The following is a 25,684-nucleotide window of genomic DNA, read 5'->3' as shown; positions in this document are numbered from 1 at the left end:
GTGACGGCGGGCTCAGGGGCCAGGCGGGCTCAGGGGTCAGGCGGGCTCAGGGCTCTGGGCCGACTCAGAGGTCTCGGGCAGGCGGCGCAGGAGGGCGAGGAACATCGCGTCGGTGCCGTGCACGTGCGGCCACAGCTGCACGCTCGGGCCCTCGCCGAGCTCCGTCCCCTCGAGCGCCTCGGGCAACAGCCCCGCGCGGACGGCGGGGCGGGCGTCGAGCTGCTCGACGTCGTCGCGGCGGCGCAGCACGTCCTTGACCACGAGCAGGGTCTCGGCGACGTGCGGGGAGCAGGTCACGTAGGCGATCACTCCCCCGGGCCCGGCCGCGTCCAGGGCGCTGGACAGCAGGTCCCGCTGCGTCCGGCCCATCGCGCCGACGTCCCCGGGACTGCGGCGCCAGCGGGACTCCGGCCGACGGCGGAGCGCTCCCATGCCGGTGCACGGCACGTCGGCCAGCACGCGCGAGAAGCGACCGGGCATCTCGGCGCCGATCCTCGTGCCGTCGCCCTCGCGGACCCCGGTCTCGGCGCCGGCCTCGACGAGCGTCGCGATCGCGCGGCGCACGAGGTCGACGCGGTGGGGCTGCAGCTCGATGGCGAGGAGGTCGGCGTCGCGCTCGAGGGCGAGCCCCGCGAGCAGGGCGGTCTTGCCGCCGGGTCCCGAGCAGAGATCGAGCCAGTGGTGGTCGGGCCCCTCCAAGAGGTCGTCGGCGCCGAGTCCGAGGGCGAGGGCCATCAGCTGGGAGCCCTCGTCCTGCACGGCGGCGCGCCCTTCGGCGACCGGCTCGGCCCCGCCCGGGTCGCCGCCCGGCCAGGAGGCGGCGAAGACGCTGAGGCGGCCGGGCTCGGCGCCCGCGGCGGCGAGCTCCTCGGGGTCGGTGAGGCCCGGGCGCATGACCAGGGAGACCGAGGGGGCGGCGTTCTGCGCGGCGAGCAGGTCGTCGATCTCCGAGCGGTCGCGACCGTGGGCGGCCAGGGCGTCGGAGAGGGCGCGCACCATCCATGCGGGATGCGAATGGGCGACGGCCAGGTGCCCGATCTCGTCCTGCTCACGGTCAGGGGCGGCCTCGGCGACCCAGGTCGGCAGGTCCTTCTCCCCCACCCGGCGCAGCACGGCGTTGACGAAGCTCGCGGCGCCAGCGCCCACCCGGGAGCGGGCGAGGGCCACGGTCTCGGAGGTCGCGGCGTGCGGGGCGACGCCCATGTCCAGCAGCTGGTACGCGCCGAGCCGCAGCACATCGCGCACCGCCTCCTCGACGTCGTCGAGGGGACGGTCGATGCACAGCGCGAGGATCGCGTCCAGGCGGCCCTGGGCGCGCAGGGTGCCGTAGAACAGCTCGGTCGTGAACGCGGCGTCGCGGCCGTGCAGGCGGGCGCGGCGCAGCTGGTGCGGGAGGGTGAGGTTCGCGTAGGCGTCGTCCTCGTGGACGGCGCGCAGGGCGTCGTAGGCGACGGTGCGCGAGCTCGTGGTGCTGCGACGGCGCTCGGACGGGCGCTCCTGGGACCACCCGCGGCGCGGGCCTCCCCGACCGCGGGACCCGGAGCGCTCGCGGCCCTTGGCGTCGCGGCCGGCGCCGTGTCGACCCTCGCGCCGGTCATCCCTGCGATCGCCGTGGTCACGCCGGTCGCGATGGTCGGGCCGGCCCCGTCCCTGGTCCTGGTGCGCGTTCATCGTGTGGTCTCCTGCTCGTCGACGGGACGGTCTGCGGGGCTGTCGGCGGGATCGTCGGCGCAGCGGTCGGCGGCGCCGAAGGAGGAGTCCTCGGTGAGGCCCGCGCCGCGGGCCCAGTCGGCCGCGCGCATGGGGCGCCGGCCGGCGGGCGCGATCCGGTCGAGGGCGAGGGGTTCGCTGCCGGTGCCGATCAGCAGCTGCGTGCGCGTGGCGTGCAGGCGGCCGGGGGAAAGGGGCGGGGCCTCCGAGCGCACGGGCTCGACGCCCAGCACCTTCATCCGCTGCCCCTCCCAGGTGGTCCACGCGCCGGGGTGCGGGCTCATCCCGCGGATGCGGGCGGAGACCTCGGGAGCGGGCAGGCCGAGGTCGAGCTCCGCCTCGGCGGGCGTGAGCTTCGCCGCCCGGGTCGCGCCCCCGTCGTCCTGCGGGACCGGGCGGGCGGTGCCGTCGGCGAGGGCGTCGAGGGTCTCCACCAGGAGCGGAGCGCCGTCGACCGCCATCCGGTCCAGGAGGGATCCAGCGGTCTCGAAGGGGTCGATGGCGACGTCCCGGGTCGCGAGCACGGGGCCGGTGTCCATGCCCTTCTCGAGCAGGAAGGTGGTCATGCCGGTGCTCTCCTGCCCGGCGAGCACCGCGCGCTGGGCGGGGGCCGCTCCGCGCCAGGCGGGGAGGAGCGAGAAGTGCAGGTTCACCCAGCCGTGCGGAGGGATCGCGAGCGCGGCAGGCGGGACCAGGTTCCCGTAGGCGACGACGGCCGCCGCCTCGACGTCCAGGGCGCGCAGCTGCGAGAGGACGTCCTCCCCGCGCAGCGAGTCCGGGGTGAGGACGGGGACGCCCTCCTCCTCGGCGAGGACGCGGACGGGGCTCGGCCGCAGGGTCCGGCCGCGTCCCGAGCGGGCGTCGGGGCGCGTGAGCACGGCGACGACCTCGTGGGGTGAGTCGAGGAGCGCGCGGAGCGAGGGGACGGCGACCTCAGGGGTGCCGGCGAAGAGGATGCGCATGATCAGCCATTCTACGGGCGGGGGCTCAGAACACGTCGGGCGGATCGAGGCGCACGCGCAGGGAGCCGGGGTCCTTGTGCGCGCTGCGGGCAGCGATGCCGGCGCGGAGGGCGTCGGCGAGCTCGCGCGAGCGCTCGACCGGGAGGCGCAGCACCGCGCGCGAGCGGATGCGGTCGTCCTCCTCGGGGACGTCGACGGGTCCGAAGACGTCCGTGGCGTCGGGCAGTGTGGCCTGGCCCAGGAAGGAGCGCACGGCGGGCCGGTCGCCCACGACCTCGGCGACCTTCGAGATCGGCGGGAGGTCCAGGGCGCGGCGGTCCTCCATGACCCGGTCGAGGAAGACGCGCGAGCGGTGGGCGACGAGATCGCGGATCGCGGGCAGGGTCGCGGTGCCGACGATCAGCACGCGTCCTCCCTCCGCCTGGGGTCGCACGAGGGCGATCGCGTTGGACCAGCGGCGCACGGCCTCGACGTCGGCGTCGTAGGCGGCGCGGGCGAGCATCGCGTCGGCGTCGAGCAGGAGGGCGGCCGCGAATCCCCCGCTCGGTGCGGGCTCGGCGCCGGGGGTCGCGACGACGATCGCCCCGTCGGGCACGTCGTCGTCGGGGACCGGGCCCTGGGCCCCGCCGGCGACGCGGAAGGGGGCGTCGGGGAAGGCGCGCCGCAGCTCCTCGGCGGTGCGGGCCGAGCCGACGACGAGGGCCTTCACCTGCGTGCGCGAGCACTCCGGGCAGCGGTAGGCGTCCTCGCGTCGACCGCACACGGTGCACTGGAGGCCGCCGGCGCGCCCGCGCAGCACGAGCGGCGCGGAGCACTGGGGGCAGCGGCAGCGGGTGCCGCAGAACGTGCAGGCGACCGCGGGGACGTAGCCGGAGCGGGGCACCTGCACGAGCACGGGACCGCGAGCCATCCCCTCGCGCAGCACCCGCATGGCCTGCTGGGGCATGCGGGAGCGGCCGCTGGGGCCCTCCCTCTCGCGCAGGTACTCGTCCATGGCCTCGATGTGCGGGCGCACTGCGGTGAGCGGCGCGGGCACGGGCGGCAGCAGGTGCAGGTAGCCGCTCTCCGCCAGGAACAGGGTCTGCGGGTCCAGGGAGCGGCTGACCAGGAGCAGGGCGCAGTGCTCCTGGGCGGATCGGGACTGCAGGATCGTGCGCAGGTGCGGGTACGGCGCACGCGGCTCGACGAGCAGGTCGTCGGCCGGATCGAGGCAGATCGCCAGGGCGAGGTCCGCGACGGGGGCGAAGGCGGCCGAGCGGTTCCCGATCACCACCCGCGAGGCGCCGCGCAGGATCCGGCGGAAGGCGCGGTAGCGCTTCTCGGGCCCGTCGGCGCTCGTGAGCACCTCATGGGGGATCCCATGCGCCTCGAGGCAGCGATGCAGACGCTGCACATCGCGCTGATCGGGCGCGATGGCGAGCGCTCCGGCCCCGTCCGGGAGCGCCCCGATCGCCTGGGCCGTCAGCTCGTCCCAGGAGTGCGCGGGCTCCAGGACGACGGCGGCGCGCGGCACGGGGCCCTGCGGGGCGCCGGCGCGGGAGAGCAGTGCGGGGAGTCCCGCGTAGGCGGTGAGCAGGCCATCGGCGGGAGCGGCCGACGCCTCGTCCTCCGCGGCGGATCCGTCGCCGGCCTCGGACTCCCCCGCAGGCGCGGACTCCCCCGCCGACTCGGGCTCCTCTGCAGGCTCGGGCTGCTCCGTGCGCTCCTTCTCCTCGGCCGCGCGGTCGGCCTTCTCGGCGCGGGCGTGGCGCGGGGGGATCGCCAGACGCAGCACGTCCCCGACGCTCCCGGCGCACCGCTCGGCGACCTCCCCGCACACGCGCAGCATGTCCGGGGAGATCACCACGTCCTCGGAGACGAGGCGGGCCAGGGGCGCGAGGGGGCGGTCCGTGCTCGCCCGCGCGCTGCGTGCGAGCACGATGCCGTCGTGCTCGCGTCCCGAGAAGCGGACCTTCACGCGCATGCCCGGGCCCGCCGCGTCCAGGGTCGCCGGCACCGCGTAGTCGAAGGGACGGTCCAGATGGGGCAGGACGCCGATCAGCCGGACCGAGGCGACGGGATCGTGCGCGGCGACCTCGAACCCTGCCGTGGTGCGCGGGCGCGACGACGAGGCCGGGGCGGGTCCGGGGGCGGGTGCGGGCGCCTCGAACAGGCCCTCCTGGGCGTCACGGGTCACGAGGGCGTCAGCGCGAGTGGACGGCCACCAGGTCGCACACGAAGATCAGCGACTCCCCGGGCGCGATCACGGGCGGCGCGCCGCGGTCGCCGTAGGCGAGCGAGGCGGGGATCTCGAGGCGGCGACGGCCGCCCACGCGCATCCCCTGCACGCCCTGGTCCCAGCCGCTGATGACCTGGCCCACCCCGAGCTGGAAGCGCAGCGGCTCGCCGCGGTTCCAGGAGGCGTCGAACTCGTCGCCGGTTCCGTGGGAGACGCCCACGTAGTGCACGTCGACGACGTCGCCGGCCTTGGCCTCGGGGCCCTCGCCCTCGATCTCGTCGACGATCACCAGCTCGGTGGGCGCCTCGGTGCCGGGGAACTCGATCTCGGGCTTGCTGCGGTCCATGGTGTCCTCCTGGTCGGTGGGAACGGCGGGGTGGGGATGTGCTCGTCGGTGTCGGGAGAGCGGCGCGATGCGGAGCGTGCGCTCAGGAGTTCTTCTGCGTGGGCGCCGCGTCGAGGATGTCGATGACGAACACGAGTGTCTTGCCGGCGAGCTCGCCGCCGGACTTCTCGTCGGTGCCGTAGGCGTCCTTGGGCGGGATCACGAGCATCACCTGGCTGCCGATGGGCAGTCCGGTGAGGTGCTCGTCCCAGCCGGTGATGACGTCGCCCTGGCCCTGGGTGAAGCCGAACGGCACCTTCCGCTCCCACGAGGAGTCGAACTGCTTGCCGTCGTCCCAGGTCCACCCGGTGTACTGCATCACCAGGTGGTCGCCCTTCTGCGTCTTGTCCCCCTCGCCCTCGATGAGCACCTCGCGGGTGGTCTTCGACGGCGGATCGCCCTCGGGCTTGCCCTCGAGCGACGGGGCGCCGTCCTTGCCGAGCTTGACGGCGGGCAGGTCGCCCGAGGTCTTCTGGACCTTGCCCTTCGCGCGCAGCGGGGAGACGACGCGGTCGATGTCGGCCACCTGGATCAGCGAGATCATCGAGCCGCTCGCGTCCTGCTGCCAGCCGGCGAGGGCGACGCGCGAGCCCACGGTCGCCGTGACCAGGAAGTCCGCGGCCTTCTCGCCGATCTGGTCGGTGGTGACGGTGACGCTGCCGGCGGGGCCGCCCTCCCACCAGGACTGCTTGGTCTTGCCGCTGCTCGCGTCCACGTAGAGGGGGCGCCAGATGACCGTGTCGCCCTCGGCGATCTGCGTGCCCTTGCCGGCGACGACCGTGCGGGCATCCGGCTGATCGATGCTCAGCGGCGCCTTGAACTCGACCTTCGGCGCCTTCTTCAGGTCCTTGCTGATGGTGACTCCGTCGAGCGCGGGGGTCGCGCTGTCGGACGCGCCGCCGCCGTCCGAGGAGCCCGAGCCGTCCTGGTCGTCGGAGCAGGCGGCGAGGCCGATCGCGGCGGACGCCGCGAGGGCGGAGCTGAGCAGGGAGCGGCGAGAGATCACCAGGGGGCCTTTCGTGTCGGGGAGGCCGCGGCGGCGGCCGATGCCCTCAGAGTACGGGGTCGAGGTGGGGCCGGGCTGGAAGGCGACCGGGCCGACGGGCCCGGCGGGAGGCGCCCACGGAAGGGCTCAGGCGGGAGGTGCCCCGTCCGCGGAGCCGAGCGCCCGCACCTGGGCGATGAGCGAGTCCACCTGCTCCGACTCCGTCTGGAAGGGGTCCATGATGCTCACGGGCATGGCGCCCTGGCGCACGAGCCGCATCGTCGTCCAGTCGGCGACGTGGTCCACGTGCGCCTCCTCGGACGCGGTGACGAAGCGGCCGCGCAGGTGGGCGCGGGTCGTCGTGGGCGCCGTCGCGCACGCGGATCCGATCGCGGTCTCGGACAGCACGGCGGGCGCCTGTCCTCGCCGGCGCAGCGAGCTCGTGAGGCCCTTCTCCGGGTCGATGTCGTGGTAGGCGAGGTCGAGGCGCTCGATGCGCGGATCCCCCAGGTCCAGACCGTGGCGGGCGGCGACCTGGGTGAACAGTCTCTCCTTGATCGCCCAGTCCAGCGTGCGCGAGGCCCAGGACCGGTCGCCGGTGAGGACCGCGTCCAGGGCGCGCTGCCAGGTCTCCAGGACGTCGTGCTCGTCCTCGCGGGCGAGAGGCGCGACGAGGTCGAGATAGCGCTGCTGGATCTGCAGGGCGCTCGAGGTGCGACCGCTCGCGAGCGGCAGCGGCTCGGTGCCGGGGAGGTCGCGGGCGACGACGCGGATCGCGGAGATCGTGTCCTCGAGCTCGGGGACGTCGACCGCGCGGCCGGACTCGATGAGGCGCAGCACGAGATCGGTGGTCGCGAAGCGCAGCCACGTCGAGACCTCGGACATGGTCGAATCGCCCACGATCACGTGCAGGCGGCGGAAGCGCGAAGGGTCCCCGTGGGGCTCGTCGCGCGTGTTGATCAGCGGCCGGGTGCGCGTGGTCGCCGAGGACACGGCCTCCCACATGTGGTCGCTGCGCCGGGAGAAGACGAAGCGGGAGCCGCCGTCCTCCTCGGTGACCACGCCGCCCGCACCGGTGACGATCTGGCGGGTGGCGAGGAAGGGCAGCAGGATCCGGGGCAGGCGGGTGAACTCGCCGCGACGGTCCACGAGGTAGTTCTCGTGGCTGCCGAAGGAGTTGCCCTCGTGGTCCACGTTGTTCTTGAACAGGTGGATGCGGGCGTCCTCTCCGCGCTCGGCGAGGGCCGCGTTCGCGCGCGCCATGAGGTCGGCGAGGATCCGCTCCCCCGCCTTGTCCTGCGCGACGAGCTCCCACCAGTCGTCGCACTCGGCCGTCGCGTACTCGGGGTGCGAGCCGACGTCGAGGTACAGCCGGGCAGCATTGCGCAGGAACACGTTCGAGGAGCGGCCCTGGGCGACGACGGGCCGGAACAGCTCGCGCGCGGCCGCCTCGGGCTCGAGGGCGCGCGTGCCGTCGGACCGCACGCACACGAGCCCGAACTCGGTCTCCAGTCCCCCGATGCGGCGCTCCATCAGCTCACTGACCGCCCTTCTGGACGAAGGAGCGCACGAACTCCTCGGAGTTCGACTCGAGAACGGAGTCGATCTCGTCCAGGAGGTCGTCCGCGCCCTGCGCGGAGGCGAAGACCTGGCCGCCGGCCAGGGTCTCGTCGTCGTTCTGCTCGTCGTCCGACGGGCCGGAACCGCTGAGGCTCTGCTGTGTCATCTCGTCTCCTCCGTGGGGGTGGGTGCTGGGGTCGGGTCCGACGGTGCGTCGGCCGCGCGCGCGAGGGCCTCGAGCACCTCGGGCAGCGGCGCGGCGGGATCGAGATCGCGCGCCTCGCACCAGGCCCGGGATCCGGCGCGGGGATCGGCGAGCCGCACGCGCGAGGTCGTCGAGGCGCCGGAGCCGGACGCCTCGCCCGCGAGCGTGATCACGTCCCATCCCGCCGACGGCACCTGCGCCTGGTGGTGGCGCACGAGGCCGCCGCGCAGATGGGCGCGCGTGGAGGCGGGCGGGGCGAGGACGGCGTCCAGCACCTCCTGCTCGCCGACGAGGGTGCGCACGCGGCCGGCCGCGCGCAGCTTCGCGAAGAGGCCGCGCTCCGGGCGCAGATCGGTGAACTGGAGGTCGATCGCGCGCAGGCGCGCGTCGTCCCAGGCGAGCCCCCCGCGGGCGCGGTAGCTCTCGAGTAGCTGGTGCTTGGCCACCCACTCGATGCGGTCCGCGGCGCGCGCGGGGTCTGTCTCCAGGGCGTCCAGGAGGTCGCGCCATAGGTCCAGGACCTCGGCGGTCTCGCGGTCGGCGCGGTCGGCCCGCTCCGAGACCGCCTCGAGGTACGCGCGCTGGATCTGCAGCGCCGTGACCTCGTCGCCCTCGGCCGTCATCACCGTGGTGCGCAGGGAGGGGTCGTGGCTGATCGAGCGCAGCGCCTGCACCGGGTCCGCGAGCGCGATCTCGGGCAGGATCCTCTCGCCGCTCGCGTGCTCGGCCTCGAGGGCCGCGAGCACGAGGCTCGTCATGCCCATCTTCAGGAAGGTGGAGACCTCGAGCATGTTCGCGTCGCCGATGATCACGTGCAGCCGGCGATGCCGCGAGGCGTCCGCATGGGGCTCGTCGCGCGTGTTGACGATCGGGCGGTCCAGCGTGGTCTCGAGGCCGACCTCCTCCTCGAAGAAGTCGGCGCGCGAGGAGATCTGGAAGCCGGGCTCGCCGCCGCGGGTGCCCAGTCCCACGCGTCCGGCGCCGACGAGGATCTGACGGGTGGCGAAGAACGGCAGCAGCGCCTCGACCACGCGGTCGAAGGGCACGGCCCGCTCCAGCAGGAAGTTCTCGTGGGTGCCGTAGGAGGCGCCCTTGCCGTCGGTGTTGTTCTTGTACAGGGCGACGTCCGGGGCGCCCTCGGCGGCGCGCAGCACGTCCATGGCGCGCTGGGCGACGATCTCCCCGGCGCGGTCCCAGACCACGGCCTCGCGCGCCGTGGTCACCTCGGGCGACGAGTACTCGGGGTGGGCGTGGTCGACGTAGAGGCGGGCGGCGTTGACGAGCACGCTGTTGCCGATCGAGCGGCGCCCCGCCCAGGCGAGGACATCCGCGTCCGATCCCTCGGGCGCGACCTCGGGCGCGGGCAGCGGCATGTCGAGGTCGATGCTGGGCAGGTGCGCGTCGTGGACCTGGTCGGTGAGCTGGCTGGGATGCGCGGCGGCGCGGCGAATCTCGAAGCCGCGCGCATCCTGCAGGGGCGACTCGTCGCCGTAGTCCCAGCGCACGCGCCGGCCCCGTGCGCCCTGGTCGGGGTGCAGGAGGGCGTACGCGCCGACCACGAGATGGCTGAGCGCGATCGAGCTCGAGGCCTCGCCGCTGCGCTCGCCCAGGTCCGCGTGCAGGATGCCGAACTCGGTCTCGATGCCCATCACGCGCTCGGTGACGAGGGGGCGGGCGGCTCCGCTGGGGTCGGTGGCCTCATGCATCGCGGGGCTCCTCTCCCGTCGGCGCGTCGGCCCCGTCCTGCGCGGCCGGTGCCCCGCCCGCGCGCAACGGCACCACGTGCTCCACGCGGCGGCCGCGGCGACCGGAGATGCGGGCCCAGTCATCGGGGTGCGCACCGGAGGGCAGGTCCTCGTTCTCCGCGAACTCCTGGGCGACGGCGGCGCTGAGATGCGCGGTGCCGATCCCGGGCACGCCCGTCTCCAGGTAGTCCTTGACGGCGTACTTCTTCGCACGGTCCACGATGTTGCGCAGGGTCGCCCCGGAGACGAAGTCCCGGAAGTGGAGGGTCTCGGCGCTGCCGTCGGAGTACTCCAGGCGCACGAAGGCGGTGTGCTCACCCTCGGCGTAGATCTCGGAGACCGTGAGGTCCAGCAGCGCGTCGCGGTCCTCGCGCAGCGGCACGCCCGCGTCGAGGTACAGGCCGAGGATCTCGCGGGCCGCGTCCGCGTCGGGACGGCGGATGCGGATCTTCACGTCCAGGCGGCCCGGGCGGAGGATCGCCGGGTCGATCATGTCCTCGCGGTTCGAGGCGCCGATGACGATGACGTTCTCGAGGGACTCGACGCCGTCGATCTCGGCGAGCAGCTGGGGGACGATCGTGGTCTCGACGTCGCTCGAGAGCCCCGTGCCGCGGGTGCGGAACAGGGACTCCATCTCGTCGAAGAACACGACCACGGGATGACCGGACTCGGCGTGCTCGCGAGCGCGCTCGAAGACCAGGCGGATCGAGCGCTCGGTCTCCCCCACGTACTTGTTCAGCAGCTCGGGGCCCTTGACGTTGAGGAAGAAGGAGCGCTGAAGCGCCTCCTGGACGCTCACCCCGCGGGCCTCGGCCGAGCGCACGGCGAGCTCGTGGGCGACGGCCTTGGCGATCATCGTCTTGCCGCAGCCGGGAGGGCCGTACAGCAGCACGCCCTTGGGCGGGCGCAGACCGTACTCGCGGTAGAGGTCCTGCTGGAGGAAGGGCAGCTCGACGGCGTCGCGGATCGCCTCGATCTGCTCGCCGAGGCCGCCGATGCGCGAGAAGGAGGTGTCGGGCACCTGCTCGAGGACGAGGTCGGTGATCTCCGCGCGGTCGATGCGCTCGAGGACGAGCTGGGCGCGCAGGTCCGCGAGCACGTGGTCGCCCGCGTCCAGGGTGGTCTCCGCGACGGCGCCCGAGCGCCGGAAGGCACGCAGGTCGTCGGGTCCGACCTGCACGAGCACGCGGCCGTCGGCGAGAGCCTCCTCGACGACGATCACGCTGCCGGTCTCCTGGGCGTCGACCACCTCGACCACCGCGAGGCCCTCGTTCAGCCGCAGCTCGGCGCCGGGACGGAGCGCCTCGAGGTCGATGTCCGCGCTGGTCGCCACGCGCAGGCGGCGGCCGTTGTGGAGGACGTCCACGGTGGTGCCCTCGGCACGGCGCAGGAAGGTCGCGTACGAGTTCGGCGGATCGCCCACGCGCTCCAGGTCGCTCTTGAGGTCGACGATCTGGGCGCGCGCGGAGCGCAGGCTCGTCACCAGACGATCGTTCTGGGCCGCGAAGCGCTCGAGCTCCTCGGTCATCTCCTGGTAGGTCTTCATCCTCACCGGTCCCTGCCCTGGCGGATGTCCCGCAGGGCTCGCTTGATCTTGCGGGGTGCGATGCCGCGCTCCCCCAGGTCCTCGCCGCTCCACTCGGTGGTGGAGCCGCCGAAGCCCTCGTTGTCCGGATGGTTCAGCTCGGCCTCGTCCTGCGAGCCCGGCGCGGGCCGACGCGTGCGCCGCAGGGCCTGGGTGCCGTGCGCCGTGCGGCGGGCCGTGAGCAGGAAGCCCGTGTGGGCGTTCATGCGGTGCTCGGGGCGCACGGCGAGGCCCTCGAGGTGCCACGGCCGCACGAAGCTCTCCCACGCGGAGGGCTCGGTGAACTCGCCGTGGTCGCGCAGCGCCTCGGCGGTGCGCGAGAGCTGGGTGACGGTCGCGACGTACGCGAGGTACACGCCGCCGGAGACGAGCACCTCGGCGGCGGCGTCCACGCACTCCCAGGGCGCGAGCATGTCCAGGACCACGCGGTCCGCGCTCTCCCCCTCGCGGGCCATCTGCGCGGCGACGTCCTGGAAGTCCCCGATCTGCAGGTCCCAGGTCGAGGGCGCGCCGCCGAAGAAGGTCTCGACGTTCTCGCGGGCGACCTGTGCGAACTCCTCGCGGCGCTCGATCGAGCGCAGGCTCCCGTGCTCGCCGATCGCGCGCAGCAGCGCCGTGGTGAGCCCGCCCGATCCGACACCGGCCTCGAGCACGCGGGCACCGGGGAAGATGTCTCCCCACATGAGGATCTGGGCGGAGTCCTTGGGGTAGATGATCGCGGCGCCGCGCGGCATCGAGAGCATGTAGTCGGAGTACAGCGGACGCAGGGCCTGGAACGGATTGCCCTGGGAGTCCTCGACGACCACGCCGTCCTCGGCGCCGATCAGATCGGCGTGGCGCAGCACCCCGCGATGGGTGTGGAACTCGCCGCCCTCGCGCAGGGTGATCGTGTGCAGACGGTTCTTCGCATCGGCGAGCTGCACCTTGTCGCCGAGGACGAAGGGCCCCGTGCGGTCCAGTCCTGGGCGCTCCGCCCGGGGGGCGGGCTGCGGGGACTGCGGCTGCGGGGAGCTCTGCGCAGTCTCCTGCGGGGCCCCGTGCAGGGGGGTCTCATCGGCGGCTGAGGTCATGCACACCAGTCTAGGCGTCAGCCCTGCTGGAGGGCGCGATCGATCATCGCCGTGGTGACGACGCCGACGATCTCCCCGCCCTCCTCCGTCACCAGGTGCACGGCCCGGCGCTGGGTCTGCACCGCCTCCACGAGATCCTCCCCCGCGAGGTCCTCGGCGAGGCGTCCGGGGGCGCCGAGCCAGGTGGTCACCGCCCCCACAGGGACGGCGGGGCGCTGCGTCCCGGGCACGGAGGCGAGGGCTTCCTCGTCGAGGACGCCGACGCCGTGCGACGGGTCCAGCACGAGCAGGCGCGGGACTCCGCGGTCTTCGGGCCGTGCGGTGTCCGCGGCTCTCGGAGCGCGCTGGGCTCCGGGAGCGTCCTCGGTTCCGGAGGGCAGCGTGGTCAGCGGCGCGTCGGCCCGCACGAGGGGGATGCGGACCATGAGGTCCCCGGCGCGCAGGGCGAGCACGCGCTCGCGCAGGCCCGCCTCGCGCAGGGCGTCGCCGGCTCCGCGCCAGAGCATCATCCCGATCATCACGCCCCACAGCACGAGGATCACGCTCGTGCTGCCGGGGAACCGGAGCGCTGCGAGCAGCGGTCCCGCGACGACCACGATCGCGATGACCCGCCCGATCCAGGCGGTGATGCGGGTGGCCGTGCGGGGGCTGCGCAGGAGCGCGCCGAGCAGGGACTCGAGCGCCCGGCCGCCGTCCATCGGCAGCCCGGGCAGCACGTTGAACACCGCGAGCGCCCAGTTCAGGCTCGAGATCATCGTGAGCAGGTGGGAGCTGCCGGCACCGGGGGCCGCGTGCTCGGCCAGCGCCGCCGCGACCGCGATGACGAGGTTCACGGCGGGACCGGCGAGGGAGATGAGCACCGAGGGCAGAGCGCCCACCCGTCGGGCCCGGTAGGTGGTGTGCCCTCCCCACAGGGTGAGCGCGATGTGGTCGACGTGCGCGCCGGAGGCGCGCGCCACGATCGCATGGCCGATCTCGTGCAGGGCCACGGAGACGACGAGGGAGACGCCGACGGCGAGGGAGAGCACGAGCACGCCGGCCGAGGTCATGCCGGGGATGATGCGGAAGCCCGGGGCGACGAGCAGGGTGATCACCGCGACCATCACCAGGGTCGCGCCGGAGATCCGGATCGGCGGCAGTCCGGGCAGGCGCAGGCTGGGCGCGGGCATCGATCCTCCGGCGTGGTCGCATTCGGGCGGCGGACGGGCCGCGCGGGCGACCGGCATCCGGGTGGCGTCGCAGGTAACGGCCACGTCACCGCACCCTACGCGGGCGACCTGGAGGGTCCTAGACTGCGGGGATGACCCGCATCGCGATCTGTGCCTTCAGCGGCTGGAACGACGCCGGCGAAGCGGCGACCGGGGCCATCGAGCACCTGCTGTCGGCCTGGCCCTCCCGCACCATCGCCCGGATCCCGGCCGAGGAGTACGTCGACTTCCAGGTGCACCGCCCCGAGCTGCGGCTGGACGCCGACGGCCGCAAGGTCATCGACTGGCCGGACACCCGGATCGAGTTGGTGACCCCTCCCCGCGGACCCGAGCTGCTGCTCGTCCACGGCGCCGAGCCGTCCATGCGCTGGGGAGCGTTCTGCCGCCAGGTGCTCGACCGCCTGCTGGGGGCCGACGCCACCCGGCTGATCTCCCTGGGCGCGCTCCTGGCCGACGCCCCGCACACGCGGCCGCTGCCGGTGAGCGACCAGATCGAGCCGGGCACCGCCGAGCAGGCCGACGCCGAGTCCTACGAGGGCCCGATCGGCATCCCCACCGTGCTCGCGCGCGCGGCCGTGAGCCTGGGCGTGCGGACCTCGAGCATCTGGGTGCAGGTCCCCCACTACGTCTCGCAGAACGCCTCGCCCAAGGCCGTGCTCGCCCTGGTGCGGGCGCTCCAGGACCATGTGAGCGCACCCGTACCGATGCAGGAGCTCGAGGAGGACGCCGAGGCCTGGGAGCGCGGGGTCGAGGAGCTCTCGCGCAACGACCCGGACATCTCCGAGTACGTCGCGCGGCTCGAGGAGGCGCAGGACGCCGAGGACCTCCCGGCGGCCTCGGGCGACGCGATCGCCAAGGAGTTCGAGCGCTTCCTTCGTCGCCGCGAGGGCGAGGACTGAGGGCTCCGGGAGATCAGTCCAGGACGATCCCGAACAGCGCGTCGAGCGCCGCGGGGACGTCGGACGGCTGCTCGGGTGCTGGTCCGCCCTGGTCCGCGGAGTGCGCCGGGGCGGCCTCGGCGTCCTCGGCCGGCGCGGTGAGGCGGGATGCGAGCGCGCGGTCCGCGGCCCAGTCGTCGAGCACCGAGAGCGCGGTCGGGGTGTCGAGGTCCTCGCGCAGCGCGCGGCGCAGCGCGGCGACGATCTCCGCACCGGTCGATCCGGCGGACCCGGCCCGGTCGGCGTCGCGGGTCGCGGCGGCGCGATAGGCGGCCAGGCGCTCCTCGGCCGCGGCCAGCTCGGCGTCGGTCCACTCCCAGTCGGAGCGGTAGTGGTGGGCCATGAGGACCAGGCGGATCGCCATCGGGTCCGTGCCCGCCTCGACGAGCTTGGAGACGAAGACGAGGTTGCCCAGCGACTTGCTCATCTTCTCGCCCTCGTAGGCGACCATCCCGGTGTGCGGGTAGACGCTCGCGAAGGGGCGGCCGAGCGCCGTGGCGTGGGCCGCGCACATGTCGTGGTGGGGGAAGACGAGATCGCGTCCGCCGGTCTGCACGTCGAAGGGCAGGCCCAGGGCGTCGCGGGAGATGCACACGCACTCCACGTGCCAGCCGGGCCGGCCGCGGCCCAGCTCGCCGGCGTCCCAGGCGGGCTCGCCCTCGCGCTCGGCGCGCCACAGCAGCGGGTCGAAGACGCCGCGCTTGCCGGGACGCTCGGGGTCTCCCCCGCGGTCGGCGAAGACCTCGAGCATCTGCTCCTCGCTCCAGTCGCTGACGGCGCCGAGGGAGCCGTCCATCGCCAGGTCGAGGTACCAGTCCTCGCCCTCGGCGTCGGGAGTGGGGACCTGGTAGGCGCGGCCGGCGCGCCGGATCTCGTCGACGAGGTCGATGATCCCGTCCATCGACTCGCTCACCGAGCGGTAGGTCTGCGGGGCGAGGATGCGCAGGTGCGCCATGTCCTCGCGGAAGAGGTCGGTCTCGCGCTGGGCGAGGACGCGCCAGTCGATGCCGTCGCGGTCGGCGCGCTCGAGCAGCGGGTCGTCGACGTCCGTGACGTTCTGGGCGAGCTCGACCTCGAGGCCCTGGTCGAGGAAGGCGCGCCGCATGAGGTCGGCCGCGTGGTAGGTGGCGGCATGGCCCAGGTGGGTCGCGTCGTACGGGGTGATGCCGCAGACGTACAGGCGCGCGCGACCCGGCGTCAGCACGGGCACGGGCCCGACGCGACCAGTGCGGGAGTCGTGCAGCCGCGGCGGGAGCCCGGAGGCGGGAAGCGGGCTGATCAAGGGCGAGTTCCAGGAGCGCACCCGACGATCATACGGACCTGGTCCCCCGGCCCGGCGGGGCGGGAGGGATGGACCACACGGCGCGTCGGGGGCGCGGACGACGGCCGACGGGAGCCGCGGTGAGTCACGCGGTCGATCCCGCGAGCGGGTCGAGCACGCCCGTGGTCAGCAGCACCAGCAGCAGCACGCCAGCGGCGATGCGGTAGGCCACGAACGGCAGGTAGGAGCGGTTCTCGATGAGCTTCATGAACCAGACGATGACCGCGTAGCCGATGCCGAAGGCGACCACGGTGGCGATGATGATCGCGAGCAGCGAGGGCTGTCCCGCGGCGGCCGCTGCGGCGCGGCCGTCGGCGCTCAGCAGCGGCGGCACCTCCTTCGCGGCCTTGTAGAGGCCCGAGGCGAAGACCGCGGGCACCGCGAGCAGGAAGGCGTAGCGCGCGGAGGCCTTGCGGGTGTAGCCCATGGCGAGGCCCGCGGTGATGGTGCCGCCCGATCGGGAGACGCCGGGGATCAGCGCGAGCGCCTGGGCGAGGCCGAAGAGGATGCCGTCCCGCCAGCTGAGCTCGGTGAGCTGCTTGCGCTGGGGGCCGAGGCGGTCCGCGGCGGCGAGGAGCACGCCGAACAGGATGAGCATCGCGGCGGTGATGTACAGGTTCCGCAGGCCGCTGTCGATCTGCCCCTCGAAGGCCAGGCCGAGCACGCCGATCGGGATCGAGCCGATGATCACCAGCCAGCCCATGCGCACGTCGGGGTCCGACTGCGGGAGCCGGCCGACCAGGGCGCGGAACCAGCGGCCGATGATCCGCGTGATGTCCTTCCAGAAGTACAGCAGGACGGCGGTCTCGGTGCCGAGCTGCACGATCGCGGTGAAGGCGGCACCGGGATCCTGGCCGGGCATGAGCAGCTCGCCGACCACGCGCAGGTGCGCGCTCGAGGAGACGGGCAGGAACTCGGTGAGCCCCTGGACGATGCCGAGGATGATCGCATCGAGGATGGACACGCGTTCTCCTGCAGTGCTCGGGGACGGAGGCCGGGCGCTCAGCGCCCCGCACACAGTACGCGGCGCCCGCCTCTGGGGCGGGCGCCGCGCGCCGTGGGTGGCGAAGGAGTAGGGAACGTCTCCCCGTCAGCCGGTGGGGGACGTGCTCTCAGCGCTCCAGATCCTGGGCGCCGTCGAACTCGCCCTCGCCGTCGGGACCCTCCTCGCCGTCCTCGTCGTCCTCGAAGCCGTCGTCGTCCAGATCGTCGTCATCGAGGTCGTCGTAGTCGTCGTCGTCCTCGTAGTCGTCGTCCTCGTCGTCCCCGTCGAAGACGATGAGCGGCGTCGCCACGTCGTAGGCGTCGAACAGGGCATCGTCGTACGCGTCGAAGGCCGTGGTCAGGCCCTCCGTGGCCGCCTCAAGGGCGGGGTCGTCGTCGCCGCGCGAGGAGGCGGCGGCCTCGTAGTGTCGTTCCAGAGCGGCGATGAGTGCGGCCAGGGCCGAACGCGGGTCCGTGTTCATGGTTGGACCGTACCCCGTCGCCGGGCAGAATGGACAGTCCCCGTCGACACCGGACGGCGCTCGGACGCGACCTCGCGCCCCGTCGCTCGGCGCCGCACCGATCCGCATCCCGTGAGGAGAGTGCTCGTGCCCCGTCCGCAGGGTCCCCCGCCGTTCCGCCGCCTGCCCGCGCCCCCGCCGCGCGGCGCCCGCGATCTTCCCGTCGAGAAGGGCCGCTCCCCCGAGGACTACGAGTTCCAGGTGCTCGCCGTCCCGCGCGGGACCTCGATCCGGAGCGTGCGCACGGCGCTCGCGGCCGAGTCGGAGTACGGACGCTGGGACCTCGTGCGCACGCGCCATTACTACGGCGGCGAGAAGCGGGTGTGGATGCGACGCCGCATCATCCGCGTCTCCTCGACGCTCCCCGCCGCCGCGGGCTGACGCCTCCTTCGGGAGGGGAGGACGGGTCCTCCCCACGGGCGCTCCGTCCACAACGCGCCGACGGGCCCGTGCCCGCGCACCGCGCATCTGCTGGAATGAGCGCGTGAGCGCCGTCCCCGAGATTCTCCTGGTCCCGCTGCTCGCGGTGTACCTCCCCCACGCCGTCGTGCTGAGCGCGATCGACGGCGCCCAGCACCGCCTGCCCAACCGCTGGGTCGCCTCGCTCACGCTCCTGCTCGCGCTCGTCCTGGGCGTGCTCGCGCTTCTCGAGCCGGCTCTGCGTCCCCTGGTCGGCGCGGCCGCGGTCCTCGCCCTCGTCGTGGCCGCGGCGGGGATCGGGGTCGCCCTGCTCGCACCGCAGCTGATCGGCATGGGCGACGCGAAGACGGCCCCGGCCGTCGTGCTCATGAGCACGGCGCTCGGGCCCGACGTCCTCGTGGCGGGCGCGCTCGGCACCGCCCTGCTGGGCGGGATCATCGGGATCGCGGTGATGATCGCGACCGGTTCGGGCGGATCGCGCTTCGCCTTCGGCCCCGTGCTGCTCGCCGGCCCCTTCCTGGGGCTGCTGGGCGCGCCGCTCGTGCGGTCCGCGCTCGGGATGTGAGCCGCCTGCGACCGTGCGGATCAGGCGCCGCCGGGATACCCCTGCTGACGCCACGCCTCGTAGACCGCGATGGACGCGGCGGCGGCGAGGTTGAGCGAGCGCCGGGCGGGGAGCATGGGGATGCGCACCTGACCGGTGATGCGCGGATGGGCCAGGACCTCCTCGGGCAGGCCCGTCGGCTCCGCGCCGAACAGCAGCACGTCCTCGTCCCGGTACTCGACGTCGGCGAAGGAATGCTCGGTATGGGAGGTGAAGGCGAAGACGCGCGACTCAGGGAGCGCGGCGAAAGCCTCCTCGATGTCCGGGTGCACCGTCGTCGTGGCGAGATCGTGGTAGTCGAGGCCGGCGCGACGCAGCTTGGAGTCCTCGAGGTCGAAGCCGAGGGGCTCGATGAGATGCAGCGGGGCGCCGGTGACCGCGGAGAGCCGGATCGCGCTGCCCGTGTTGCCCGCGATGCGCGGCTCGTGGAAGAAGACATGGACCATGGGGAGGATCCTTCCACCCCTGCGCACCCGCTGCGGCCACACGCCCGTCCGTCGTCCCGCACCGTGGCCCACTCATGGACTTCCCAGTAAAGGATGAGTAAAGTTCTGTCCTGGTGGCGATGCCCCGCATCCGCCGCAGCGCCCCGCACAGGGGCCGGCGGACAGCAGGCACACCGAGGACCCACATGGAGGTGGACATGTCCGCGATCGCGACGACCCACAAGGGCTCGTTCCGACCCGTCGCCCCTGCCCCCGCTGAGCACGACGTGCTCGACGACGGCGATCTGCTGCCCGGGGATCCGGGCATCGAGGCCCCTGAGCTCGCCGCGGTGCGCGGGATCTCCGCCACGCAGCCTTCGCCGCCCACCCCCGCCATCGCCGCAGCGGACGCCGTCGCAGACGTCGCGGCCGACCCGGCGCTCGTCTCCCGGCCCCGCCCCGCGCGGTCCGACGAGCTGCTGCGCCGCTGCGCGTCGCTCGCGGCACGTGCCCGCGTCGACGCGATCACGGATCTCGAGGCGACGAGCCTGCACGAGCTGCGCGAGGTGCTCGCCGAGATCCATGTCGCCGTCGCCTCCGGGGAGACGCCTCCTCGCGCTCCGCTCCCCTGCCTGGCCGCGGCGGCGCTCGAGGACCTCCGGCACCAGCTCGACCAGCAGTCCGAGGACCCGTCGGCCGCGCGGGCGCTCGGCGAGATCGACCGTGCGCTCGGCCTTCTCCAGGGCATCGGCACTGCTGCCGAGTGACTCTGTTCACGAACCGGCCGAATGAGCGTATGCGGAGGTGGCACGGCCCTTTCCCCGTGCTAGAGTCTCCATGTGGCCGACACGGTGACCACCTGTCCGGGTGGCGGAATTGGTAGACGCGCTAGCTTGAGGTGCTAGTGGCCGTATTAGGTCGTGGGGGTTCAAGTCCCCCCTCGGACACCCACCGAAGGCCCCTGATCTGCACTGCAGATCGGGGGCCTTCTGCGTGCGCGGGGTCGGATCCTCGAGGGCCGTCGAGCGTCCGCGGCGACCTGCGTCGGATCCGGACTGCTCAGGACTGCGCGGGACCGGCCTGCTGTGCGAGCGCGTTCCGCGCGGCCTCGCGCATCGCCTCCAGAGGCACTCCGGGGATCCCCAGCATCGAGCGCAGCTGCATGTCCGCCTGGTGCACGAGCATCTCGAGCCCGCTGGCGACCTCTCCCCCGTGCTCGGCCACGACCGCGGCGAGCGGAGCCGGCCAGGGATCGTAGAGCGCGTCGAGGAACACCGGCGGCACGGAGTCGACGCCCTGCCTCCGCCAGTCCTCGGCGACGCGACGGGCGCCGTCGATCGCGAGAGCGCTGATCACCGCATCGGCGCCCAGCACCTCCCGGCTGCGGGAGAAGGGCACCTCACGGCTGTCCATGCCGAGGTCGCGGGCGAGGGCGCGCAGCGGCGCGAGCTTCTCGGGACTGCGGGCCGTGAGCAGCACCTCGGAGGCGCCGAGACGGGAGGCCGCCGCGAGCGCCGAGACCGCCGTCGCCCCGGATCCCAGGACGCCCACCGAGCGGCAGGCGCTCAGGGAATGGTCGCCGAGGGCAGCGACGATCCCGTGGACGTCGTGGTTCTCCGCTCGCCACGCGCCGGCCGGGGTGCGCACGAGCGTGTTCGCGATCCCCAGCATCCGGGCCGTGGTGTCGCGCGAGGACGCGAGATCGTGCGCCTCGACCTTGCCGGGCATGGTCACGCTCAGCCCCTGCAGGCGCGCGCCCTCCTCGGTGCTCAGGAACGCCCGCAGCTGCCCGGAGGGGACCTCGAAGCGGCCGTACTGCGCGTCCTCGATGCCCAGCGCGCGATAGGCGGCCGTGTGGAGCACCGGCGAGAGCGAGTGAGCGATCGGCGAGCCGACCACGGCGAAGCGTCTGGGCCCGTGCTCGGGCGCGCTCATCCGTCCGCGTCCTTCGTCGCCGCCCGCTTCTTCCACTCGGCCACGTTCTTCTCGTGCTCGGCGTAGGTGTCGGCGAACTTCGTCTCGCCCGTGCTGGTGTCGACGGTCACCCAGTACAGCCACTCGCCCTGGGGCGGATCGGCCGCCGCCTCGAGGGTCGCCTTCCCGGGGTTCGAGATCGGGCCGACCGGCAGCCCCTCGTGCAGGTAGGTGTTGTACGGACTGTCGGTCTCGCGCTGCTTCGGGGTCGTGGAGATCGAATCGCTGCCCGAGAAGTAGGCGACCGTGGAGTCGAGCTGCAGCTTCATGGGCTTGCCATGGGCATCGCCCGCCCCGTCGAGGCGGTTCTCGAGAGTGCGCACCACACGGCCGTAGTCGTCGGGGTCGCGTGCCTCCTTCTCGGCGATCGACGCGAGGGTGAGCACCTTCTCGCGGTCCTCGGGGGCGACGCCGAGGTCGTCGAGCTCGGTCTCCATCCGCTCCCACATCATGGTGAGGACGTCTCCCGCGGAGGCATCCTCGGGGATGTCGTAGCGACCCGGCCACAGGTATCCCTCGGGACTGTTCGCCCTGTTCTTCGGGATCCCGTAATCGGTGTAGTTCTTGGCGGCCTTCTCGAAGTCCTTCTCCGGGATGCCGGTGGTCTTGGAGATCCGCTCGAAGATGTCCTTCATGCGCATCCCCTCGGGGATGGTGACGCGCAGGCCGGTCTGACTGGACGGGTCCAGGAGCGCCTCGAGCGCCGAGGCCGAGGACATCTTCGTGTTCACCCGGTACGAGCCCGGCTGGATCTTGCTGGCCTCCTGGCTGGTGCCGAACAGGCGCACGAAGGGCGGTGCGGACTTGATGACTCCCTTGTCCACGAGGGTCGAGGCGATGTCGGACCCTGTATCGCCCTCGGCGATCTCGATGACGACCTCCTCGTCGCTGCCCGTGCCCGTGTAGTCGTCGTCCTGCGCCTGGTCCACGTTCACGTTCCCGCGCAGCCAGGAGTAGCCGTACACCGCGCCGGCTCCCACGGCCAGGACGACCACGAGCACCAGCAGGATCGGCAGGATGTGCAGGGGCGAGCGGCGCTTCTGCTCGTGCTCGAAGCCGGCGAAGGGGTGGGCATCGTCCTCGTCGTCGCGCTCGTCGTCGACGACCTCCTCGTCGTCCTCGCGGATGGCGTCGACGCGCTCGTGGTCGTCGTGGTCGTCGACCACGTCGATTCGCGCCTCGTGCCCTGCGGGATGGAAGGCCTCGTGCCGGTGGTCGGCGCTCTCGTGCGCGTCCGCGGGCCCCAGCTCCTGCGGCTGCGGCGCGGGCGGCGGCTCGGGCGCGGGCTCGGATCCCGACCGGGGGGCGGCTGCGCGATGGGTGCGCGGGAGGTCTGCGTCGGCCGAGGTCGAGGACCCGGTCTCGGAGGGGGCGGCCGGGAAGGTGTCCTCGCCCCGACGCACGCGGAGCGCGTGACGGGCCTCCTCGAGCGCGCGCCGCTGTTCGTCCGATCGCGCCGGGACGGCGCCGACACTCGGGGCGCCGGGCTCTGCGGCGGGATCCGCACCCGGCTCGGCGGCGGGATCGATCCGGCGGGCGCGCCGGCCATGAGGGCGCGGCCGACGCACGTGGCGTGAGCCCGAGGGCTGGTCCGGCGCCTCGCGGTCGTCCTCGCTCATCGGCCCTCTCCCTCGGTGTCCGGCGCGGTCTCGAGCAGCTCGCCGGGGGCGCGCCCCGTGCTGCGCTCGACCTCCAGCGCCTGCTGCAGGATCATCACCGCCGCCACCTGGTCCACGACGGACCTGTGCCGGCGGCCCTTCCGTCCGGAGCGATGGAGGGCCTGGTGCGCCGTGACCGTCGTCAGACGCTCGTCGACGAAGCGGATCTCGGCCTCGACGCCCTGCGCCTGCAGTGCATCGGCGAGCTCGTCCGCGAAAGCACGCGCCTTCGCGGCGGCCGGCCCCTCCTGCCCGCTCAGCGAGCGCGGAAGCCCGACCATGATGGCACGGGCCTCGAGCTCGCGGGCATGCGACACGACGCCCGCGACCGCGCCGTCCCGCGGCAGGGTCTCGACGGGCGTGGCGAGCAGCCCGTCCAGATCGCTCCGGGCGAGGCCCACCCGCACGTCTCCGACGTCGACCCCGAGCCGGACGAACCGCCGGGGGGTCTCCTGCGGATCCTCGGGCATCAGGCGTCGGCGCCCAGCGCGGCGGCGATCGCGTCCAGGGTCTGCGAGGTGCGCTGCGGATCTCCGCCCCCGCCCTGGGCCATGTCGTCCTTGCCGCCGCCGCGGCCGCCCATCGCCTCCGCTCCGGCCTTCAGCAGCGCTCCGGCGCGTCGGCCGGCCTCGCGCGCGGCCGCGTTCGTCGCGACCACGAGCGCGGCCTTCGCCCCGTCGGCCCCGACGACCGCGACCACGGCCGGGGAGTCCTCGCCGAGACGGTTGCGCAGATCCTGGACCAGGGTGCGCAGGTCGCCCGCGGCGATGCCCTCCCCCGCGTCGTGCAGGAGCACGCGGGTGCCGCCGATGGTGCGGGCGCTCTCCACGAGCCGCCCGGCCTCGGCCTGCAGCTGGGCGCCGCGCATGGCGGCGAGCTGCTTCTCGGTCTCCCGCAGGCGCTGGGTCAGCGAGCGGACGCGCTCGGGCAGATCGTCGGCGCCGACGTTCATGATCTCCGAGAGCTGGGAGACCAGCGCCTTCTCCTTGGCCTGGTGGCGGTAGGCGTTCAGCCCCACGAGCGCGTCCACGCGGCGCACGCCCGAGCCGATCGAGGACTCCCCGACCAGGTTGACGGAGCCCAGGGCACCGGTCGTGGGCACGTGCGTGCCGCCGCAGAGCTCCCGCGACCAGTCGCCGCCGATCGAGACCACGCGCACGATGTCGCCGTACTTCTCGCCGAACAGGGCCTGGGCGCCCAGCGCCTTCGCCTCGTCGATGGGCATCTGGGCGTCGGTGACCTCGAGCTCCTGCTGCAGCAGGGTGTTCACGCGGCCCTCGACCTCCTCGAGGCTGGACTTCGGCACGGCCTGGCCGAAGCGGAAGTCGAAGCGCATGCGCCCGGGCGAGTTCTCGGAGCCGGCCTGGGTCGCGCCCTCGCCGAGCTCCTCGCGCAGCGCCTGGTGGACCATGTGCGTCGCGGTGTGCGCGCGGGCGATCGCCCCGCGGCGCTCGAGGTCGATCGTCGCGATCGCGCTCTCCCCGGGGTGCGCCTCGCCCTCGACGAGCCGGCCGCGGTGCACGGGCAGGCCCTTGACGGGCGCCTGCACGTCGTCGACCTCGATGATGCCGCCGCCGGTGAGGGCGATGCGTCCCTGGTCGGCGAGCTGGCCGCCCATCTCCGCGTAGAACGGCGTGGAGGCGAGCACGACCTCGATGTCGGCCGGGGCCTGGACGGTGTCGACGAGCGCCCCGTCGACCAGGACGGACTCGAGGGTGGTCGCGACCGAGGACTCGGTGTACCCGAGGAAGGGCACGGCCTCGCCGCGCTGGCCGAGGATCCGGTTGTAGAGCGCGGTGTCGGTGTGGCCGGTCTTCTTCGCCGCGGCGTCGGCGCGGGCGCGCTCGCGCTGCTCGGACATGGCCGAGCGGAAGCCCTCCTCGTCCACGCTGAGGCCCACCTCCTGCGCCATCTCGAGCGTCAGGTCGATGGGGAAGCCGAAGGTGTCGTGCAGGCGGAAGGCGTCCTCGCCCGCGATGCTCCGGCCGCCCTGCTCGCGGACCCCGCCCGCCAGCTGATCGAAGATCGTGGTGCCCGAGGCGAGGGTGCGGCGGAACGCCTCCTCCTCCGCGTAGACGACGTCGCTGATGCGCGAGAAGTCGCTCTCCAGCTGCGAGTAGGACTCCTTCATGACGTCCTTGGAGACCGGCAGCAGAGCCGGCATCGAGGGGTCGTCGTACCCGAGCAGGCGCATCGAGCGGACCGCGCGGCGGATGAGGCGGCGCAGCACGTAGCCGCGGCCCTCGTTGCCGGGCTTCACGCCGTCGGCCACGAGCATGAGGGCGCTGCGCACGTGGTCGGCGACCACGCGCAGGCGCACGTCGTCCTCGTCGTCCGCGCCGTAGACGCGCCCCGAGAGCTCCTGCGCCTTCTCGATGACGGGGAAGACCTGGTCGACCTCGTACATGTTGTTCCTGCCCTGCAGGATGTACGCGAGGCGCTCGACGCCGAGCCCCGTGTCGATCGACTTCTGGTCGAGCTCGCCCAGCAGCGGGTAGTCCTTGCCCTTGCCCTCGCCGCGCAGGAACTGGTCGAAGACCAGGTTCCAGATCTCGATGTAGCGGTCCTCGGCCTCCGGGGATCCGGGCCACTCGGGCAGGACGCCGTGCGGCGCGTCGGGGCCGAACTCGGGGCCGCGATCGTAGTGCCACTCCCCCGTGGATCCCGCCGGGCCGGGCTGTCCGGTGTCCCAGCAGCTCTCCTCCCACGGCAGGCGCACGATGCGCTCGGCGGGGAACCCGATGACCTCCACCAGGTGGTCGAAGGACTCCTGGTCCTCCTCCCAGAGGGTGATCCACAGGCGCTCGGGATCCAGCCCGTACCCGCCCTCGTCCTGCGCGCCGGTCAGCAGCTCCCAGGAGAAGTCGATCGCGCCCTTCTTGAAATAGTCGCCGAAGGAGAAGTTCCCGGCCATCTGGAAGAAGGTGCCGTGGCGGGTGGTGCGCCCGACGTTCTCGATGTCATTGGTGCGGATGCACTTCTGCACGCTCACGGCCCGCGCGTACGGGGCCTTCTCGGTCCCGACGATGTACGGGATGAAGGGGACCATGCCGGCGATCGTGAAGAGGATCGACGGGTCGGAGGAGACCAGCGATGCGCTGGGCACGACCTCGTGCTGCTTCTTCGCGAAGAAGTCGAGCCAGCGGCGATGGATCTCGGAGGTGCGCATGGAGGTCGGGGTCCTTCCTGGGCCGCCGCGGGGGCGG

General features: G+C 73.4%; 23 protein-coding genes and 1 tRNA gene. 5 read left to right on the top strand and 19 right to left on the bottom strand.

From position 1 onward, the window contains the following. Positions 1–36: 36 nt before the first annotated feature. The 11 genes from Bra3105_RS02245 to Bra3105_RS02195 all read right to left on the bottom strand — a co-directional run bounded on the left by Bra3105_RS02245 (position 37) and on the right by Bra3105_RS02195 (position 13,594). Positions 37–1,671, bottom strand: coding sequence for an RsmB/NOP family class I SAM-dependent RNA methyltransferase (locus Bra3105_RS02245; protein WP_228358431.1), 1,635 nt, complete (start codon positions 1,669–1,671; stop codon positions 37–39). Then, on the bottom strand, positions 1,668–2,672 hold the full coding sequence (fmt, locus tag Bra3105_RS02240) for a methionyl-tRNA formyltransferase (protein WP_228358430.1): 1,005 nt from the start codon (positions 2,670–2,672) through the stop codon (positions 1,668–1,670). Before fmt ends, Bra3105_RS02245 begins: the two co-directional genes overlap by 4 nt. Positions 2,673–2,697: 25 nt before the next feature. Continuing rightward, positions 2,698–4,848, bottom strand: a complete 2,151-nt coding sequence (locus tag Bra3105_RS02235) for a primosomal protein N' family DNA-binding protein (protein ID WP_228358429.1) — start codon at positions 4,846–4,848, stop codon at positions 2,698–2,700. A 7-nt stretch (positions 4,849–4,855) separates the two neighbouring features. Continuing rightward, complete coding sequence (locus tag Bra3105_RS02230) at positions 4,856–5,236, bottom strand: FKBP-type peptidyl-prolyl cis-trans isomerase (protein WP_200500716.1); 381 nt, start codon at positions 5,234–5,236, stop codon at positions 4,856–4,858. Positions 5,237–5,318: 82 nt separating this feature from the next. Further along, positions 5,319–6,281 (bottom strand): FKBP-type peptidyl-prolyl cis-trans isomerase, encoded by a 963-nt coding sequence (locus tag Bra3105_RS02225; protein WP_228358428.1) that lies wholly within the window; start codon positions 6,279–6,281, stop codon positions 5,319–5,321. Positions 6,282–6,407: 126 nt separating this feature from the next. After that, positions 6,408–7,793 (bottom strand): Pup--protein ligase, encoded by a 1,386-nt coding sequence (gene pafA, locus Bra3105_RS02220; RefSeq protein ID WP_228358427.1) that lies wholly within the window; start codon positions 7,791–7,793, stop codon positions 6,408–6,410. 4 nt (positions 7,794–7,797) lie between these two features. Further along, complete coding sequence (locus tag Bra3105_RS02215) at positions 7,798–7,986, bottom strand: ubiquitin-like protein Pup (RefSeq protein ID WP_200500719.1); 189 nt, start codon at positions 7,984–7,986, stop codon at positions 7,798–7,800. Continuing rightward, positions 7,983–9,731 carry a depupylase/deamidase Dop gene (gene dop / locus Bra3105_RS02210; RefSeq protein WP_228358426.1) on the bottom strand — a complete coding sequence of 583 codons (1,749 nt, stop codon included), beginning with the start codon at positions 9,729–9,731 and terminating at the stop codon, positions 7,983–7,985. Before dop ends, Bra3105_RS02215 begins: the two co-directional genes overlap by 4 nt. Beyond that, complete coding sequence (arc, locus tag Bra3105_RS02205; RefSeq protein WP_228358425.1) at positions 9,724–11,316, bottom strand: proteasome ATPase; 1,593 nt, start codon at positions 11,314–11,316, stop codon at positions 9,724–9,726. Before arc ends, dop begins: the two co-directional genes overlap by 8 nt. A 2-nt stretch (positions 11,317–11,318) precedes the next feature. Further along, a complete protein-coding gene (locus Bra3105_RS02200; protein ID WP_228358424.1) occupies positions 11,319–12,425 on the bottom strand; it encodes a tRNA (adenine-N1)-methyltransferase in 1,107 nt (368 codons plus the stop codon). 17 nt (positions 12,426–12,442) lie between these two features. Then, the gene (locus tag Bra3105_RS02195; RefSeq protein WP_228358423.1) at positions 12,443–13,594 is read right to left on the bottom strand and encodes a site-2 protease family protein; all 1,152 of its coding nucleotides are present in this window, start codon (positions 13,592–13,594) and stop codon (positions 12,443–12,445) included. Between the two features lie 131 nt (positions 13,595–13,725). On the opposite strand from Bra3105_RS02195, the gene Bra3105_RS02190 reads away from it, so the two are divergent. Further along, the gene (locus Bra3105_RS02190; RefSeq protein ID WP_228358422.1) at positions 13,726–14,532 is read left to right on the top strand and encodes a PAC2 family protein; all 807 of its coding nucleotides are present in this window, start codon (positions 13,726–13,728) and stop codon (positions 14,530–14,532) included. 13 nt (positions 14,533–14,545) lie between these two features. On the opposite strand, the gene mshC is transcribed toward Bra3105_RS02190, so the two are convergent. From mshC to Bra3105_RS02175, 3 genes are all read right to left on the bottom strand, one after another. Then, positions 14,546–15,874: a cysteine--1-D-myo-inosityl 2-amino-2-deoxy-alpha-D-glucopyranoside ligase gene (gene mshC, locus Bra3105_RS02185; RefSeq protein WP_228358421.1), complete on the bottom strand. Its 1,329-nt coding sequence runs from the start codon at positions 15,872–15,874 to the stop codon at positions 14,546–14,548. A 103-nt stretch (positions 15,875–15,977) separates the two neighbouring features. Beyond that, positions 15,978–16,856, bottom strand: a complete 879-nt coding sequence (locus Bra3105_RS02180; protein ID WP_228358420.1) for an undecaprenyl-diphosphate phosphatase — start codon at positions 16,854–16,856, stop codon at positions 15,978–15,980. Between the two features lie 148 nt (positions 16,857–17,004). Next, a complete protein-coding gene (locus Bra3105_RS02175; protein WP_200500726.1) occupies positions 17,005–17,358 on the bottom strand; it encodes a DNA primase in 354 nt (117 codons plus the stop codon). A 126-nt stretch (positions 17,359–17,484) separates the two neighbouring features. Here Bra3105_RS02175 and Bra3105_RS02170 point away from each other — a divergent pair, with 126 nt between their 5' ends. Both Bra3105_RS02170 and Bra3105_RS02165 read left to right on the top strand, forming a co-directional pair. Continuing rightward, positions 17,485–17,778: a DUF5703 family protein gene (locus Bra3105_RS02170; RefSeq protein WP_200500727.1), complete on the top strand. Its 294-nt coding sequence runs from the start codon at positions 17,485–17,487 to the stop codon at positions 17,776–17,778. Positions 17,779–17,881: 103 nt separating this feature from the next. Further along, complete coding sequence (locus Bra3105_RS02165; protein ID WP_228358419.1) at positions 17,882–18,382, top strand: prepilin peptidase; 501 nt, start codon at positions 17,882–17,884, stop codon at positions 18,380–18,382. 20 nt (positions 18,383–18,402) lie between these two features. Here Bra3105_RS02165 and Bra3105_RS02160 read toward each other — a convergent pair whose 3' ends face one another. Next, entirely contained in the window at positions 18,403–18,867 is a 465-nt protein-coding gene (locus tag Bra3105_RS02160) for a tRNA (cytidine(34)-2'-O)-methyltransferase (RefSeq protein ID WP_228358418.1), read from the bottom strand. A gap of 197 nt (positions 18,868–19,064) precedes the next feature. On the opposite strand from Bra3105_RS02160, the gene Bra3105_RS02155 reads away from it, so the two are divergent. Both Bra3105_RS02155 and Bra3105_RS02150 read left to right on the top strand, forming a co-directional pair. Further along, the gene (locus Bra3105_RS02155) at positions 19,065–19,613 is read left to right on the top strand and encodes a hypothetical protein (protein WP_228358417.1); all 549 of its coding nucleotides are present in this window, start codon (positions 19,065–19,067) and stop codon (positions 19,611–19,613) included. A 94-nt stretch (positions 19,614–19,707) separates the two neighbouring features. Then, positions 19,708–19,793: transfer RNA gene (locus Bra3105_RS02150), tRNA-Leu, on the top strand. A gap of 112 nt (positions 19,794–19,905) precedes the next feature. On the opposite strand, the gene Bra3105_RS02145 is transcribed toward Bra3105_RS02150, so the two are convergent. Genes Bra3105_RS02145 through alaS form a run of 4 tightly spaced genes read right to left on the bottom strand, consistent with a single transcriptional unit; the run spans position 19,906 to position 25,647 of the window. After that, on the bottom strand, positions 19,906–20,781 hold the full coding sequence (locus tag Bra3105_RS02145; RefSeq protein ID WP_228358416.1) for a shikimate dehydrogenase: 876 nt from the start codon (positions 20,779–20,781) through the stop codon (positions 19,906–19,908). Next, entirely contained in the window at positions 20,778–22,439 is a 1,662-nt protein-coding gene (gene mltG, locus Bra3105_RS02140; protein WP_228358415.1) for an endolytic transglycosylase MltG, read from the bottom strand. The genes Bra3105_RS02145 and mltG overlap by 4 nt, the downstream gene beginning before the upstream one ends. After that, entirely contained in the window at positions 22,436–22,948 is a 513-nt protein-coding gene (gene ruvX / locus Bra3105_RS02135; RefSeq protein ID WP_228358414.1) for a Holliday junction resolvase RuvX, read from the bottom strand. The genes mltG and ruvX overlap by 4 nt, the downstream gene beginning before the upstream one ends. After that, entirely contained in the window at positions 22,948–25,647 is a 2,700-nt protein-coding gene (gene alaS / locus Bra3105_RS02130) for an alanine--tRNA ligase (protein WP_228358413.1), read from the bottom strand. The genes ruvX and alaS overlap by 1 nt, the downstream gene beginning before the upstream one ends. Between the last annotated feature and the right edge of the window lie 37 nt (positions 25,648–25,684).

Origin of the sequence: Brachybacterium halotolerans subsp. kimchii, assembly GCF_020792675.1 — a bacterium.
In the GTDB taxonomy this organism is placed as follows: Bacteria; Actinomycetota; Actinomycetes; order Actinomycetales; family Dermabacteraceae; genus Brachybacterium; species Brachybacterium halotolerans.
This window is presented reverse-complemented; position numbering and strand designations above follow the sequence as displayed.

Bases quoted from the DNA above. Each gene is read 5' to 3' on its own strand.
- mltG (WP_228358415.1), bottom strand. From the start codon at position 22,439: ATGAGCGAGGACGACCGCGAGGCGCCGGACCAGCCCTCGGGCTCACGC.
- dop (WP_228358426.1), bottom strand. From the start codon at position 9,731: ATGCATGAGGCCACCGACCCCAGCGGAGCCGCCCGCCCCCTCGTCACC.
- Bra3105_RS02230 (WP_200500716.1), bottom strand. From the start codon at position 5,236: ATGGACCGCAGCAAGCCCGAGATCGAGTTCCCCGGCACCGAGGCGCCC.
- arc (WP_228358425.1), bottom strand. From the start codon at position 11,316: ATGAAGACCTACCAGGAGATGACCGAGGAGCTCGAGCGCTTCGCGGCC.
- alaS (WP_228358413.1), bottom strand. From the start codon at position 25,647: ATGCGCACCTCCGAGATCCATCGCCGCTGGCTCGACTTCTTCGCGAAG.
- Bra3105_RS02215 (WP_200500719.1), bottom strand. From the start codon at position 7,986: ATGACACAGCAGAGCCTCAGCGGTTCCGGCCCGTCGGACGACGAGCAG.
- Bra3105_RS02195 (WP_228358423.1), bottom strand. From the start codon at position 13,594: ATGCCCGCGCCCAGCCTGCGCCTGCCCGGACTGCCGCCGATCCGGATC.
- Bra3105_RS02200 (WP_228358424.1), bottom strand. From the start codon at position 12,425: ATGACCTCAGCCGCCGATGAGACCCCCCTGCACGGGGCCCCGCAGGAG.
- Bra3105_RS02160 (WP_228358418.1), bottom strand. From the start codon at position 18,867: ATGGTCCATGTCTTCTTCCACGAGCCGCGCATCGCGGGCAACACGGGC.
- Bra3105_RS02190 (WP_228358422.1), top strand. From the start codon at position 13,726: ATGACCCGCATCGCGATCTGTGCCTTCAGCGGCTGGAACGACGCCGGC.
- Bra3105_RS02145 (WP_228358416.1), bottom strand. From the start codon at position 20,781: ATGAGCGCGCCCGAGCACGGGCCCAGACGCTTCGCCGTGGTCGGCTCG.
- ruvX (WP_228358414.1), bottom strand. From the start codon at position 22,948: ATGCCCGAGGATCCGCAGGAGACCCCCCGGCGGTTCGTCCGGCTCGGG.
- Bra3105_RS02155 (WP_228358417.1), top strand. From the start codon at position 19,065: ATGTCCGCGATCGCGACGACCCACAAGGGCTCGTTCCGACCCGTCGCC.
- Bra3105_RS02245 (WP_228358431.1), bottom strand. From the start codon at position 1,671: ATGAACGCGCACCAGGACCAGGGACGGGGCCGGCCCGACCATCGCGAC.
- fmt (WP_228358430.1), bottom strand. From the start codon at position 2,672: ATGCGCATCCTCTTCGCCGGCACCCCTGAGGTCGCCGTCCCCTCGCTC.
- pafA (WP_228358427.1), bottom strand. From the start codon at position 7,793: ATGGAGCGCCGCATCGGGGGACTGGAGACCGAGTTCGGGCTCGTGTGC.
- Bra3105_RS02175 (WP_200500726.1), bottom strand. From the start codon at position 17,358: ATGAACACGGACCCGCGTTCGGCCCTGGCCGCACTCATCGCCGCTCTG.